Origin of the sequence: Streptococcus mitis (genome assembly GCF_047465045.1) — a bacterium.
In the GTDB taxonomy this organism is placed as follows: domain Bacteria; phylum Bacillota; class Bacilli; order Lactobacillales; family Streptococcaceae; genus Streptococcus; species Streptococcus mitis_DT.
In genome coordinates this window covers 38,695-53,605 of record NZ_JASHAR010000003.1, presented here as the reverse complement: position 1 = coordinate 53,605, position 14,911 = coordinate 38,695, and the positions used below count along the sequence as shown (strand labels likewise).

Below are 14,911 nucleotides of genomic sequence, written 5' to 3'. Positions count from 1 at the left end.
TATGAAAGTTGTTCGAAAATTACTAGCCCCCCTCTTGGTAGTGGGGATCCTCTTGACCTCTCTGATCAGTTTGCATCAGTTGAAGGCAGATAAGAAAAAAGATGTGTTTCGTATCGGTATTTCGCAATTTATTACTCACCAGTCCCTAGACGCTACTAGAGAAGGGTTTGTGGATGAGCTGGCCAAGCAAGGCTATGTTGAAGGGGAAAATATTGAGATTGATTTGCAAAATGCACAGGGAGAACAACGAAATCTTAAAACGATTTCCCAGCAACTAGCAGAATATAGTGATGTCGTTCTAGCCATCGCAACGCCTTCTGCTCAGAGCTTGGCTAATACAACGCAAACGACACCTGTTATCTTTTCAGCGGTAACAGATCCTGTCAGTGCTAAGTTGGTTGAGTCAAGAGAGCATCCTGGGGGCAATGTAACTGGGACAAGCGATCAGTCATCAGATGCCATTTCAACCCAAATCAATTTGATAAAGAAAGTGTTACCAAAAGCTAAAACGATTGGAATCCTCTATACTCAGAGTGAGCCAAACTCAGTTGTCCAAAAGGATGAAGCTAAGCGCCTTCTGGAAGAAAAAGGCTTTACCGTTGTTGAAAAAACAATCTTGGACAGTAACAACGTCAAGGCGGCTGCAGAAAGCTTGATGGCAGAGGTGGATATGGTTTTTGTACCAACGGATAATATCATTTCATCAACCATGGAAACAGTCAAGCAGGTTTCTATTAAACACAAGGTTCCAGTATTCGGTGGTTCAACAGAAATGATTGCTGTTGGTGGCTTGTATAACTACGGAACCAATTATGAAGAATTGGGAAGACAGACAGCTCGCATGCTGATTCGTGTTTTAAAAGGTGAAAGGCCAGAAAATATAGCAGTTGAGTTGCCTGAAAAACTGGAATTGCATACCAATCAAGAAATGGCAGATGCATTGGGAATTGATATTAGTAAGTTAGAAGGCAAGGAATAAGGAGGTTTGAGATGAATTTTGTATTATCTAGTTTATCAGAAGGTTTGTTGTGGTCGATTATGGCGATTGGGGTCTACTTGACTTTCCGTATTTTGGATATTGCGGATATGACTGCTGAAGGAGCCTTTCCACTGGGGGCTGCTGTCGTCGTATCTCAGATACAGGCAGGGACAAATCCTTGGATTGCGACTTTACTTGCTTTGTTTGCAGGTATGGTAGCAGGTCTAGTATCAGGAATGCTCCACACCAAGATGAAAATTCCAGCTCTCTTGACAGGTATTGTGACCTTGACAGGGCTTTATTCAATCAATATTAAAATCATGGGAAGCGTGCCTAATCTTTCCTTGGGAGATTCTTCAACTGTTTTTAAACAGTTGGCTAGCTTGGGACTGACAACTGAAGAAGCTGTTTTCTCATTCAGTTTGGCCTGTCTCTTACTTGTTTGTTTGGTCTTGACTCTTTTGATGAAAACAGAGATTGGCTTGGTCTTGCGTTCGACTGGGGACAATATTCCTATGAGTGAGGCCAATGGGGTCAATGTAGACACGATGAAGATTGTTGCTTACATGATTTCAAACGGCTTGATTGCCCTATGTGGTTCCTTGTTTGCCCAAAATGATGGATTTTCAGATGTGACTTCTGGGACAGGAACCATTGTTGTTGGTTTGAGTGCAGTGATTATTGCGGAGGTCTTAATTCACGATTTGACCATTGGAGGTCGCTTGTTATCTATCGGAATCGGTGCTATTGTTTACCGTTTGATTATTTTAAATATCTATGAAATTCCAAATCTAGATCAAAACCTGGTTCGTCTCTTTAATGCAATCTTATTAGCCTTGGTTCTATTCGCACCAGAGTTGCAAAAGAGATTAAAGATTCGTGGTTTGAAACTGAGAAATGAATAGGAGGAGAAAGTTATGGCAAGTTTGTTAACACTTGAAAATATTCACAAAACATTTGAAGCAGGGACGGTCAATGAAAACCATGTCCTCAAAGGATTAGATTTAGAGGTTGAAGAGGGAGATTTTATCTCTGTGATTGGTGGAAATGGCGCAGGGAAATCCACTTTGATGAATATCTTGGCTGGCAATTTATCTGTGGACGAAGGGGACCTTTTGTTGGAAGGGAAATCCATTAAAAATCTGAGTGTACGAAAGAGAGCCAAGGATATTGCCCGCGTTTTTCAGGATCCTAAGATGGGGACGGCTTCTCGTTTGACGATTGAGGAGAATATGGCTATTGCCTTGAGACGTGGACAAAAAAGAGGACTTGGTTGGGGCGTGAAGGAGAAGGACAGAATCCAGTTCCAAGAGGCCTTGAAGGAGTTGAATATTGGTCTTGAAAATCGCTTGAAAGTGGATACTCAATACCTTTCAGGAGGACAAAGACAGGCCTTGACCCTAGTCATGGCAGCCTTGGTGAAACCTCAGCTCTTACTGTTGGATGAACACACTGCGGCACTTGACCCGAAAACGAGTCAAATGGTGATGGACTTGACGCAAAAGATTGTGGAACACCATCAGTTGACTACTCTGATGATTACCCATGATATGAACCATGCGATTGAGTACGGCAATCGTCTCATTATGCTCTATCAAGGCAAGATAGTGGTGGATGTCAAGGGAGAGGAGAAAAAGCATCTGACAGTGGAAGACCTCATGCATCTCTTCCAGAAAAATAGTGGCCAAAGTCTGGTCAGTGATGAATTGGTGTTGGGATAAAGAAAAACACCACACTTTGTATGGAACAAGGTGTGGTTGTATTTTATCTCTTAGACCAAGTTCTTTTCATAAAGAGAAGTAGGATTGGGTAAATCTCCAATCGACCTGCAATCATTGCAAAGGAGAGGAGAATTTTTGAGATAGGACTAAAGATTGCGAAGCTAGAAGTGGTTCCTAGAATAGGTCCGATATTATTGAAACAGCTAAAGACAGCACTGGTTACAACCAGAAAATCATTGCTATCTAGGCTGACAATAAAGATAAGGGATAGCAAAATCATAGAATAGATGACAAAGTACTTGAGAATCTTATGCTGGGTATCTTTGTCAATCACCGTTTTATTAACATGGAGGGTCAAAACACGGTGGGGCGATAGGATTGACAAAATTTGGTTTTTGGCAATTTTTGAAAGGATAAGGCCTCGAATAACCTTGAGTCCACCTGCGGTTGAACCAGCAGAACCACCGATTCCCATGAGGAAGAGAAGGATAAACTGGGAGAAGAGAGGCCAGTTGGTAATGTCTCCATATCCAAAACCAGTCGTTGTAATGATATTGGAAACCTGGAAGAAGGCCATTTCAAAACTCTTAGAAAATCCTGGGTAGAGATAGAGGGTATTGAGGCTGATCAAGCCTGTAGAAACCAGAACAATGACCAAGTAAGCTCGAAGTTCTTCATCTCCAAAGAAGGCCTTGACGCGACGGAGCATAAGGTAGTAGTAGAGATTGAAATTTACCCCAAAAACCAAAACTCCGATACTAACCAGATAGGTAATTAGTGAGCTACCATAGTGGGCAATCCCGTCGTTATAGACTGTAAAACCTCCTGTACCAGCTGTTCCCATGGCAATGACAAAACTATCAAATAGGGGCATACCAGCTAGATAATAGATGATGACAAAGAGGGAAAAGAGAGCTAGATAAAGGAGATAGAGAATCTGGGCAGTATTTTTGAGTTTGGATACAACCTTGCCAAAAACAGGGCCAGGAACCTCAGCCTTCATCACTTCTAGGTGGCTATTCTTGGCATTATCCATAATAGCAAGTGCAAAAACAAGCACTCCCATCCCTCCAATCAAGTGGGTAAAACTTCGCCAGAAGAGGAGGGAACGACTGAGAACCGAAACGTCGTTCAGAATAGTTGCTCCAGTAGTTGTAAAGCCAGAACTGATTTCAAAAAAGGCATCGATAACGCTGGGAATTTGCCCAGCAAAGACGAAGGGGAGACCACCAAAGAAGGACCAAAGGATCCAACAGAGGGCAACAATCAAGACTCCCTCCTTGGCATAAATCCGTTGATTTTTTGGCTTTTGTAAAATTCCTGAACCGCCTAGTAATACGAGAATCCCAATCGTTGTAAAGAGGGCTGTAAAGACTTGGCTCGATTCACGGTAATAGATAGCAACAGCTACAGGAACCAAAAGAAGAACAGCTTCAATCAAAAGTAATTTTGAAAGGAGGTAACGAATCATACTTTTATTCATTTCTTACCTCGCGATCAAGTCATAAATCTTGGTGATGTTTGGCAACAAGGTTGTTACTAGGAGCTTGTCTCCGACTTCCAGCATATCCTCCCCTGTAGGGAAAATAGTCTTGCCCTTTCGAATGATAGCTGCAATAAGAACCCCTTTTTTCAGTTTCAGTTGAGAAAGAGGTTTGGCAGTCATTTTATTGGCTTCCTTGATATGGAATTGCAGGGTTTCGATTTGGCCATTGGCTAGATGGTGCATGGCCTGAAGGTCTGAATACTGGGCATTAACACGGCCACGAATAAAGTGCATAATCGTATCTACAGCGATGCTTTTAGGTGTGATGATACTTGAAAAATCAGGCGCATTGATAATCTCGAGGAGACTGGTACGATTGACCTTAGTAATATTTTTCTGTACACCTACCCTGTCAAGGAACATAGAGGTAATCAGATTTTCCTCATCGACCCCTGTTAGAGTCGCAACGGCATCATAGTTTTGAGCACTTTCTTCCAGCAGGATATCTTTTACGGTACCATCTCCTTGAACGATGTAGAGGTTTGGGAATTTCTCGCTAAAGAAGCTAGCGATTTCAGGATTGATTTCAATAACCTTGGTATCGATACGACTGTCTTTGAGGATACCTAGTAGATAATAGGCAATTCTACCAGCTCCAACAATAAGAAGACTCTTCACGGCACGAGACTTGAAATAATTATGGAAGAGCATCATGTCAACACGGTTACCAGTGACAAAGATTCTATCTTTATCCTGTACAGTCATGTCACCGCTTGGAATGATAATTTGATGATCCCTTTCTATCGCACAGACAATGACATTGCCAAATTTTTTCCGAAAATCAGAAATGGGCATTTGGCAAAGACCACTGGAGGATTTAACAGCGAATTCCATCAAGCTGACCCGTCCACCAAAGAAACGTTCGACAGAGAGGGCGTTGGGGAAGTCAATGATATTAGCAATAGCACGGGCAGCCAAGAGCTCAGGATTAACTATAAGAGAAAAACCGAGAATATTCTTTTCCTTGAAATAAGAGTTAGAATATTCAGGGTTCCGCACCCGAACGATGGTCTCTTTAGCTCCCATTTTTTTTGCTAGAACGGCTGCAATCATGTTCACTTCATCGTATTCAGTCAGGGCGATAAAGATATCACAATCCTGGACGCTGGCTTGCTCAAGGATGGTAAAATCGGCCCCGTTACCAAGGATACCCATGATATCAAAGCGATTAACAATATGATTGAGGACAGCTTCGTCTTGCTCAATCAGTAAAACATCATGCTTTTCTGCAACCAAGGAGCGACAGAGGGCAAAACCAACTTTTCCCCCTCCGACAAGGATAATTTTCATATTAAAACCTACTTTTTCATGATGTAACTATCATACCTTTTTTCAAGAAAAAATGCACCTACTAGCTAATCACCAGAGTTTTTAGTAGGAAATTTGCTATAAGGTAAAACTATACCCTAATCAATTGAAATAGCTATTAGCACCTTTCTCTGAAATATGGTATGATAAAGGATATACAAGGAGATAAAATGAATAATAATTTACTGGTATTACAATCAGACTTTGGTCTGGTTGATGGTGCGGTATCGGCTATGATTGGAGTGGCTTTAGAAGAGTCTCCCACCTTAAAAATTCATCATTTGACGCACGATATCACGCCTTATAATATTTTTGAGGGGAGCTATCGTCTCTTTCAGACGGTGGATTACTGGCCTGAGGGAACGACATTTGTATCGGTGGTCGATCCAGGTGTCGGCTCGAAACGTAAGAGTGTGGTTGCCAAGACTGCAAAAAATCAATATATTGTCACGCCAGACAATGGGACTCTTTCTTTTATCAAGAAACACGTTGGCATTGTAGCTATTCGTGAGATTTCTGAAGTGGCCAATAGACGTCAAAATACAGAGCATTCTTATACCTTCCACGGTCGTGATGTCTATGCCTATACTGGTGCTAAACTAGCCAGTGGTCACATTAGTTTTGAGGAAGTGGGGCCAGAGCTCAGTGTGGATCAGATTGTAGAGCTTCCAGTCGTAGAGACAATCATAGAAGATCATCTGGTGAAGGGAGCTATTGATATTCTGGATGTGCGTTTTGGTTCGCTTTGGACCTCTATCACGCGAGAAGAATTTTACAAGCTGGAACCCGCATTCGGTGACCGTTTTGAAGTGACTATCTATCACGCTGATATGCTGGTCTATCAAAATCAAGTTGTTTATGGCAAATCATTTGCAGATGTGAGAATTGGGCAACCCATCCTTTACATCAACTCCCTCTATCGTTTAGGTCTGGCTATCAACCAAGGTTCCTTTGCTAAGGCCTATAATGTGGGTGTCGGTTCATCTTGGACCATTGAAATAAAGAAAATAGAATCATAAAATAGGAGAATATAGATGAAAAATCAATCAATTAAACAAGTTGTTGCTATCGGTGTTGGAGCTGCGCTCTTTGTTGTCATTGGGATGATCAGCATTCCGACACCTGTTCCAAATACAAGCATCCAGCTTCAGTATGCGGTACAGAGCCTCTTGTCTATTATTTTTGGCCCTCTAGTGGGACTACTTGTTGGTTTAATTGGGCATGCAGTGAAGGACTCTCTTGCTGGCTACGGTCTATGGTGGACTTGGATTATTGCTAGTGGTCTCTTTGGTCTAGCCGTCGGACTCTTTAGAAAATACATTCGAGTAACACAGGGTGTTTTTGAGTTGAAGGATATTGTCTTCTTTAACCTCATTCAGATTGTTGCAAATGCTCTTGTTTGGGGTGTCTTGGCACCACTTGGAGATGTTGTGATTTATCAAGAAGCGGCAGAAAAAGTATTTGCCCAAGGGATTGTTGCGGGAATTGCAAATGCTGTAACTGTAGCTATCGCAGGTACCCTTCTCTTGCTAGCTTATTCACGTACGCAGACTCGTTCAGGAAGTTTGAAAAAGGATTAACATAAAGGAAAAGGCTGGGCAACCGGTCTTTTTCGATGTTTATAGACTAGTCGGGTAAGCAATTTAGGCTAGGAATCTTGTTGGCGCTAAGTTTTTAATAGAAGAGTCTGCAAGAAGGGTTCGATTTATGATAAAATAGAAGTCTAAGAAGCGAATGAAGAGAGTAAGATGAAAGAAGCTATAATTGAGTGGAAGGATTTCTCTTTCCAGTATGAAACGCAACAAGAACCAACCTTGCAAGGGGTGGATTTGACTATTTATAAGGGAGAGAAAGTCTTAATTGTTGGGCCATCTGGCTCAGGCAAGTCTACCTTGGGTCAGTGTTTGAATGGAATTATTCCCAATATTTACAAGGGTCAGACATCTGGAGAATTTTTGATCAAAGGACAAGCAGCCTTTGATATGAGCATCTATGATAAATCTCATCTGGTCAGTACAGTTTTGCAGGATACAGATGGGCAGTTTATCGGTCTGTCCGTGGCAGAAGATTTGGCTTTTGCTCTGGAAAATGATGTGACAGCTCTAGATGAGATGAAAAATCGTGTTCATAAATGGGCAGAAAAGTTGGACCTTATTTCTTTACTGAATCAGCGTCCTCAGGATTTGTCAGGTGGACAAAAGCAACGGGTTAGTCTGGCTGGTGTTTTGATTGATGAAAGTCCGATTCTCTTGTTTGATGAGCCACTCGCCAATCTGGATCCCAAGTCAGGTCAGGATATTATCGAATTGATTGACCAGATTCATAAGGAAGAGGGGACGACGACCCTTATTATTGAGCACCGTTTGGAGGATGTTCTGCATCGCCCTGTCGATCGGATTGTCTTGATAAACGATGGTCGTATCCTCTTTAATGGGGGTCCTGATCAGTTACTAGCGACTGATTTATTGACACAAAATGGAATTCGAGAACCCCTTTATCTGACCACTCTCCGTCAATTGGGTGTGGATTTAGTCAAGGAAGAACAATTAGCAGATCTGGATAACTTGTCTATCTCAAAAGGTCAGGTTCAGTTGCGGACGGAACTGGTAAAAGAAACCCCAGAATTGCAGTCACTCTTTAGACTAGAGGATGTATCTTTTTCTTATGATGATAGACCGATTTTGAAATCCATTCATCTGGATATTAAAAAAGGTGAAAAGATTGCCATTGTTGGAAAAAATGGTGCAGGGAAGTCAACTCTAGCCAAGGCTTTAAGTAGCTTTATCCAGACTGAAGGTCGCTATCTTTGGGAAGGACAGGATATAAAAGGAGATTCTGTTGCAGAGCGGGCGGGACGAGTAGGCTATGTGCTACAAAATCCCAATCAAATGATTTCGACCAGCATGATTTTTGATGAGGTAGCTCTGGGACTTCGTTTGCGAGGTGTGGACGAGAAGGAAATTGAAACGAGAGTCTATGAAACCTTGAAAATCTGTGGTCTCTATGAATTCCGTAATTGGCCCATTTCTGCCCTGTCATTTGGTCAGAAAAAACGTGTGACTATTGCATCGATTTTGGTCTTAGGGGCTGAAATTATCCTCCTAGATGAACCGACAGCAGGTCAAGACCAGAAGAACTATACTGAGATTATGGAATTTCTCGAAGAGTTACATCAAAAAGGGCATACCATTGTCATGATTACTCATGATATGCAATTGATGCTGGATTATTCAGACCGAGCTCTTGTCATGGTGGATGGAGAATTGATTGCCGATACTGATCCAGCTAGTCTTTTGAGCAATCCTGAGCTGTTAGTAAAAGCCAATCTAAAAGAAACTTCAATCTTCAACTTGGCTAAAAAACTAGACGTGGATCCACTTGCTTTAACGGCATTTTACAAAGAAAGGAGAGAAGGATGCAAGCTAAATTAATCGGTTACCAGCATAGAGATACTGTGATTCATCGCTTGTCAGGCGCTGGTAAACTCCTCTTTTTCATTCTCGTATCATTGGCGGCCATGATTAGCTATGATACCAGACTGCTTGTTCTGATTGCCATCTTTTCGGTCTTTCTCCTCTATTTGTCAGAAATCCGCTTTAAAGATGTTTCCTTTGTGGCCGTTTTTGCGATGGTATTTGCCGTTTTAAACGTTTTTATGGTCTATCTCTTTTCTCCCGAGTATGGGGTTGGACTGTACGGAGAGAGAAGTGTGATTTGGCAGGGAATTGGTGCCTACACTCTGACCAGCCAAGAGCTCTTTTATCTGCTAAATTTGGCTATTAAGTACCTTTGCACCATTCCTTTAGCGATTATCTTTTTGATGACAACCCATCCTAGTCAGTTTGCTTCCAGTTTAAATCAAATTGGTGTGCCTTATAAGATTGCCTATTCTGTCAGCCTGGCCTTGCGCTATATACCAGATTTGCAGGAAGAATTCTTTACCATCAAGATGTCTCAGGAAGCGCGTGGGATGGAATTATCCAAGAAAGCTTCTCTCATGCAACGAATCAAAGGCAATCTGCGCATTATCACTCCTCTGATTTTCAGCTCGTTAGAACGCATTGATACCATCGCGACCGCCATGGAGCTTCGCCGCTTTGGAAAAGAGAAAAAGCGGACTTGGTATAGATATCAGTCCTTGAAAAAAGGAGACTATATTACCTTGCTCTTGGCAGCCTTGTTTTTAGTAACTAGTTTACTACTTATCTTGCAGAATCACGGACGATTTTACAACCCTTGGAAATAGCTTGAAAAAATTGAAAAAATCAAGTCGTTTCTATTGACAATGATTCTGAAAGTGTTATACTAAGAAAGTAGTTTCGCTGATTTACTTCAAACCTGTTGTGAGGTAAGTTAACGATGCCTTAACCACGCTGTTTGCTGAGCTTGACTCCGGGCAGTGTGGCTATTTTTTTGCAATGGTAAAAGGAAGCAAGTCATGACAAATCACATTGTATTATTTGAACCACAAATTCCACAAAATACAGGCAATATCGCGCGTACTTGCGCTGCGACTAATTCTTTCCTCCACATCATCAAGCCCATGGGCTTTCCTATCGATGACCGCAAGATGAAGCGAGCTGGGTTGGATTATTGGGATAAGCTAGAGATTTATTTTTACGACAGTTTAGAAGATTTCATGTCTCAGATGAAGGGAAAACTCTATCTGATTTCGAAATTCGCTGAGAAAGTGTATTCTGATGTGGATTTATCGACTAACGAAGACCATTATTTTCTCTTTGGACGCGAAGACAAGGGTTTACCTGAGGACTTTATGCGAGAACATCCTGAGAAGGCTCTCCGTATTCCTATGAATGATGAACATGTTCGCAGTCTCAATGTGTCTAATACCGTCTGTATGATTGTCTATGAGGCTCTTCGCCAGCAGAACTTTGCAGGTCTTGAGCTTGTTCATACCTATGAAGTGGATAAATTGAAATAAAAAATGAAAATGAAAATGAACAAAATGCTTGCGCTTGCAAGCGTTTTTTGTTATGATAAAAGAGTCTTCAGGGCAGGGTGTGATTCCCGACCGGCGGTGACTTTAACTAGGAAATGATCTTTTCCTTTTATACTTTGTTGACAAGCTTTGCCTAACCAGAAGTTATGCCTACAGCTTGTCGCCTAGTCTAAAAGAAAAATCTCTATTTCCTTCTCTTTAAAGAAGTCCGCGAGCGTAAGCTGATGTGGTGCGATTCCACAACCGACAGTATAGTCTGGATGGGAGAAGACGAAAGAATAGCTTTGTCTGTTCTGATAGATTTATAGCTAAACTGTAACCGCTTGCTTAAATTTCCTTAATAGAGTGAGAGGGAACTTTTGGGATATAAAAAGTGAGAATAGATAGAGGAATCCTTTCTAACTTCTTCTGATTTTATAGAAAATTGGAGGAACCTGTTATGACAAACACACGTCGACTTTCGACCATTGCGATTTTATCAGCCATCTCATTTGTGCTGATGTACTTTGACTTTCCGCTTTTGCCAGCGGCGTCCTTCCTCAAGATCGAATTTAGTATCTTGCCAGTCCTTGTGGGCTTGGTGGTCATGGATTTGCCTGCTGCTCTAGGAATTCTCTTGCTTCGCTCACTCTTGAAATTGCTTCTTAACAGCCAGGGAGTGAATACTTACATTGGTTTGCCAATGAATATCGTAGCTTTGGGAGTTTTTGTCATCGTATTTGCTTTGATTTGGAAAAAGGAACGGACAACCCTTCGTTTCCTACTAGGCTCTCTAGCTGGGACTATTGGTTTAACCGTGGCTATGTTGGTTCTCAACTATGTTTACGCTGTTCCTCTGTACGCTAAGTTTGCTAACTTTGATATTGGAAAAATTTTGGGACTTTCCAACTACCTAATGACCATGGTATTACCTTTTAACTTGATTGAGGGTGTAATCTTTTCCGTTTCATTCTGGTTGTTGTATGTTCTCTTGAAACCAACCTTAAAACATTATGAGAGATAAACAAACATTTTTAATGAAGGGCAGTTTTGCCCTTTTACTTTTCGTTATTCTTGGCTACATGGTCAAATTTTACCCTGAAACGCTGGTCGGTTTTGACCAACCGATACAGACTGCCGTTCGAGGAGACTTGCCAGATTACTTGACTATTCTTTTCCGAGCCATCACACGCCTGATTGATATCCCAGTGATTATCACTTGGGTTGTCATCGTAGCCTTTATCTTTTATCGTAAGCGGTGGAAGATAGAAAGTTTCTTCATGCTAGGGAATTTGGCTTTGGCTGGTCTTTTAATCGTGACCTTTAAAAATATCTACCAGCGCCCACGACCAGCTATTTTACACTTGGTTGAGGAGAAGGGATTTTCCTTCCCAAGCGGCCATTCTCTGGCTGTAACCTTGCTGGTCGGTTCTCTGATTGTCATTCTCAGTCAACGGATGAAAGATCCAGTCTGGAGAAAAATCGTGCAAATCGTCCTTGTTATCTACCTAGTCAGTGTGTTGGTATCAAGGGTCTATCTGGGAGTTCATTACCCATCAGACGTTCTTGCCAGTCTCTGTGTGGGCTTGGGAGTATTGTTTATCGAATTTCCCTTCTATGACAAGCTCCGCTTCCAATGGCGATTTAAAGGCAAGCAGAAGTGACTATCAAATTCCTTTGAGGAGAAAGAAATGAAAGTCAATATAGCAGATCTTCATCCGACTCAACTATACTTATCAGAAAAGAAGTTGCAAGATATTCAGATGCTTTACCAGTCGGCAGAAACAATCCAAGTCGATCCAATCAGTATTCTTGCCTTTGGAGATTGCTTGTTGATTACAGATGGGCATCACAGGGCTTATCAGGCTTTATTGGCAGGTCGGGATACGATTTCTGCTGAGTGGGATAGAGATGGTGGTGATGAACTATATCATCTCTATGCGCAAGCCTGCGAAGAAAGAAAAATTTACTCTGTTCTGGATTTAAAAAATCATATCTTAGCTCAAGATGAGTATGAAGCAAAATGGTATAACTGGTGTGATGGTTTTAATCAAGCAGCAACTCTTTTGTTGAAAAGGAAAGCAGATGAAACAGACCCTACAAATAGATAATTCACTGCGTCTTGTTCCTTATTATAAGGTCAATCATTGTGAAGAAGCTCTTGCTTGGTATCAGGATGTGAACTTGGTTCACCTCGTAGATGGGGTGAAGCTTCCTTATAGTCAAGAAACTTTGGAAGCCATGTATTCCTATTTGGATCAGCATGGTGAGCTTTTTTGGATTGAAGTCAAGGAGAAGGGTGAATGGTTTCCAATTGGGGATGTTACACTATCTCAGGACAATCTCCCCATTGTGATTGGAAATCCCGCTTACCAACATCGAGGACTTGGAAAAAAGATCCTAAGTACTTTGATTGAATTGGCTCGAGTAAAAGGATGGAAAGAATTGAGAGTCAAGGAAATCTACACTTACAATCATGTATCTAGGCGCTGTTTCAAGTCGCTTGGATTTATGGAAAATGGAGCAACAGAAAAAGGAACGAGTTTTGTATTGAAATTAGTCTAATCTAACTTGTTTTTTAACTAAAAATCTGATAAACTATGTAGTAATTGAATAGAAATCCGCAAGACTAGTAGCCTAAGGGAAGTATATCAGGGAGGAGAGCCGTGACTGCAAGCTCTTTATATGAAAGCTGGGTGAATTCACTTGCGCATGGATTTAGAAATGAAGGTCTGACTTGTCAGATGAAAACGGATGGTACCGCGTGTCAACGCTCCGAGTGGAGTTTTTGGCATGTGGTTTTCTTTTTATCTACGAGCGACTGATGGAGGAATTATGTCAACTATTGAAGAACAATTAAAAGCGCTTCGTGAAGAAACGCTGGCTAGCTTGAAGCAGATTACTGCTGAAAATAAAAAAGAGATGCAAGATTTGCGTGTCTCTGTCCTTGGTAAAAAGGGATCGCTCACTGAAATCCTCAAAGGGATGAAAGATGTCTCTGCTGAGATGCGTCCGATTATCGGGAAACATGTCAATGAAGCGCGTGATGTCTTGACAGCAGCTTTTGAAGAAACTGCTAAGCTTTTGGAAGAAAAGAAAGTTGCAGCTCAATTAGCAAGTGAGAGTATCGATGTGACCCTTCCAGGTCGTCCAGTTGCGACTGGTCACCGCCACGTCCTCACACAAACCAGTGAAGAAATCGAAGATATCTTCATCGGTATGGGTTACCAAGTCGTGGATGGTTTTGAAGTGGAGCAAGACTACTATAACTTTGAGCGTATGAACCTTCCCAAAGACCACCCAGCTCGCGATATGCAGGATACTTTCTATATCACTGAAGAAATCTTGCTCCGTACCCACACGTCTCCAGTTCAGGCGCGTGCTATGGATGCCCATGATTTTTCTAAAGGTCCTTTGAAGATGATCTCGCCAGGGCGTGTGTTCCGTCGTGATACGGACGATGCGACTCACAGTCACCAGTTCCACCAAATCGAAGGCTTGGTTGTTGGGAAGAACATTTCTATGGCAGATCTTCAAGGAACCCTGCAGTTGATTGTCCAAAAAATGTTCGGTGAAGAGCGTCAAATCCGTCTGCGTCCATCCTACTTCCCATTCACAGAGCCATCTGTTGAGGTGGATGTTTCTTGCTTCAAGTGTGGTGGAGAAGGCTGTAACGTATGTAAGAAAACAGGTTGGATCGAAATTATGGGGGCCGGTATGGTTCACCCACGTGTCCTTGAAATGAGTGGTATCGATGCGACAGTTTACTCTGGATTTGCCTTTGGTCTTGGTCAAGAGCGTGTAGCTATGCTCCGTTACGGAATCAACGATATCCGTGGATTCTACCAAGGAGATGTCCGCTTCTCAGAACAGTTTAAATAATGATTAGAAAAGTAGAAAAGGCAGATGTTGGGGTGTTGTCCAAAATTGCCAAACAAACCTTTAGTGAAACATTTGCTCATGATAATACGGAAGAGCAGTTACAGGAATACTTTGAAGAGTCTTATAGTCTGAGAGTTTTGTCAACTGAGTTGGAAAATCCAGAATCCGAAACCTATTTCATTATGCATGAAGAGGAGATAGCTGGTTTTCTCAAAGTCAACTGGGGAAGTGCTCAGACTGAGAGAGAATTAGAGGATGCTTTTGAAATTCAACGCCTCTATGTGCTACAAAAATTCCAAGGATTTGGACTAGGTAAGCAATTGTTTGGATTCGCTCTTGAACTTGCTACAAAAAATAGTTTTTCTTGGGCTTGGCTAGGTGTTTGGGAGCATAATACAAAAGCTCAAGCGTTTTATAATCGATATGGTTTTGAAAAATTTAGCCAACATCATTTTATGGTTGGTCAAAAAGTAGATACGGATTGGTTACTGAGAAAGAAATTAAGGTAAGAAGATGATTCTTCTATTGAAATGATA

General features: G+C 41.6%; 16 protein-coding genes and 1 riboswitch. Of the genes, 14 read left to right on the top strand and 2 right to left on the bottom strand.

The genetic code is table 11. From position 1 onward, the window contains the following. Nucleotide 1: 1 nt before the first annotated feature. The 3 genes from QM409_RS02975 to QM409_RS02965 are packed head-to-tail and all read left to right on the top strand — an operon-like array spanning nt 2 to nt 2,700. Entirely contained in the window at nt 2-979 is a 978-nt protein-coding gene (locus QM409_RS02975) for an ABC transporter substrate-binding protein (RefSeq protein WP_265480581.1), read from the top strand. Between the two features lie 11 nt (nt 980-990). Further along, the gene (locus QM409_RS02970; protein ID WP_414305257.1) at nt 991-1,884 is read left to right on the top strand and encodes an ABC transporter permease; all 894 of its coding nucleotides are present in this window, start codon (nt 991-993) and stop codon (nt 1,882-1,884) included. A gap of 12 nt (nt 1,885-1,896) precedes the next feature. After that, entirely contained in the window at nt 1,897-2,700 is an 804-nt protein-coding gene (locus tag QM409_RS02965) for an ABC transporter ATP-binding protein (protein ID WP_414305258.1), read from the top strand. 43 nt (nt 2,701-2,743) lie between these two features. On the opposite strand, the gene QM409_RS02960 is transcribed toward QM409_RS02965, so the two are convergent. Together QM409_RS02960 and trkA are read right to left on the bottom strand one after the other, a co-directional pair. Then, nucleotides 2,744-4,183: a TrkH family potassium uptake protein gene (locus tag QM409_RS02960; RefSeq protein WP_033685556.1), complete on the bottom strand. Its 1,440-nt coding sequence runs from the start codon at nt 4,181-4,183 to the stop codon at nt 2,744-2,746. Nucleotides 4,184-4,186: 3 nt separating this feature from the next. Then, nucleotides 4,187-5,536: a Trk system potassium transporter TrkA gene (trkA, locus tag QM409_RS02955; RefSeq protein WP_414305259.1), complete on the bottom strand. Its 1,350-nt coding sequence runs from the start codon at nt 5,534-5,536 to the stop codon at nt 4,187-4,189. A gap of 188 nt (nt 5,537-5,724) precedes the next feature. Here trkA and QM409_RS02950 point away from each other — a divergent pair, with 188 nt between their 5' ends. From QM409_RS02950 to QM409_RS02900, 11 genes are all read left to right on the top strand, one after another. Continuing rightward, complete coding sequence (locus tag QM409_RS02950; RefSeq protein ID WP_001063590.1) at nt 5,725-6,573, top strand: SAM hydrolase/SAM-dependent halogenase family protein; 849 nt, start codon at nt 5,725-5,727, stop codon at nt 6,571-6,573. Nucleotides 6,574-6,588: 15 nt separating this feature from the next. After that, nucleotides 6,589-7,134, top strand: coding sequence for an ECF-type riboflavin transporter substrate-binding protein (locus QM409_RS02945; RefSeq protein WP_033689391.1), 546 nt, complete (start codon nt 6,589-6,591; stop codon nt 7,132-7,134). Nucleotides 7,135-7,302: 168 nt separating this feature from the next. Next, complete coding sequence (locus QM409_RS02940) at nt 7,303-8,985, top strand: ABC transporter ATP-binding protein (RefSeq protein WP_261126540.1); 1,683 nt, start codon at nt 7,303-7,305, stop codon at nt 8,983-8,985. Then, nucleotides 8,970-9,800, top strand: a complete 831-nt coding sequence (locus QM409_RS02935; protein WP_414305260.1) for an energy-coupling factor transporter transmembrane component T family protein — start codon at nt 8,970-8,972, stop codon at nt 9,798-9,800. Before QM409_RS02940 ends, QM409_RS02935 begins: the two co-directional genes overlap by 16 nt. A gap of 192 nt (nt 9,801-9,992) precedes the next feature. Then, a complete protein-coding gene (locus QM409_RS02930) occupies nt 9,993-10,496 on the top strand; it encodes a tRNA (cytidine(34)-2'-O)-methyltransferase (RefSeq protein WP_125392910.1) in 504 nt (167 codons plus the stop codon). A gap of 59 nt (nt 10,497-10,555) precedes the next feature. Then, nucleotides 10,556-10,790: riboswitch (FMN riboswitch) on the top strand. A gap of 163 nt (nt 10,791-10,953) precedes the next feature. Next, nucleotides 10,954-11,517, top strand: a complete 564-nt coding sequence (locus tag QM409_RS02925) for an ECF transporter S component (RefSeq protein ID WP_000185823.1) — start codon at nt 10,954-10,956, stop codon at nt 11,515-11,517. Then, entirely contained in the window at nt 11,507-12,157 is a 651-nt protein-coding gene (locus QM409_RS02920; protein ID WP_261014427.1) for a phosphatase PAP2 family protein, read from the top strand. Before QM409_RS02925 ends, QM409_RS02920 begins: the two co-directional genes overlap by 11 nt. 27 nt (nt 12,158-12,184) lie before the next feature. Then, entirely contained in the window at nt 12,185-12,604 is a 420-nt protein-coding gene (locus tag QM409_RS02915) for a hypothetical protein (RefSeq protein ID WP_000867293.1), read from the top strand. A gap of 4 nt (nt 12,605-12,608) precedes the next feature. Beyond that, nucleotides 12,609-13,058, top strand: coding sequence for a GNAT family N-acetyltransferase (locus tag QM409_RS02910; protein WP_185757433.1), 450 nt, complete (start codon nt 12,609-12,611; stop codon nt 13,056-13,058). A gap of 270 nt (nt 13,059-13,328) precedes the next feature. Beyond that, nucleotides 13,329-14,375 (top strand): phenylalanine--tRNA ligase subunit alpha, encoded by a 1,047-nt coding sequence (pheS, locus tag QM409_RS02905; protein WP_031237702.1) that lies wholly within the window; start codon nt 13,329-13,331, stop codon nt 14,373-14,375. Next, on the top strand, nt 14,375-14,884 hold the full coding sequence (locus tag QM409_RS02900) for a GNAT family N-acetyltransferase (RefSeq protein ID WP_084923248.1): 510 nt from the start codon (nt 14,375-14,377) through the stop codon (nt 14,882-14,884). Before pheS ends, QM409_RS02900 begins: the two co-directional genes overlap by 1 nt. Nucleotides 14,885-14,911: the final 27 nt, after the last annotated feature.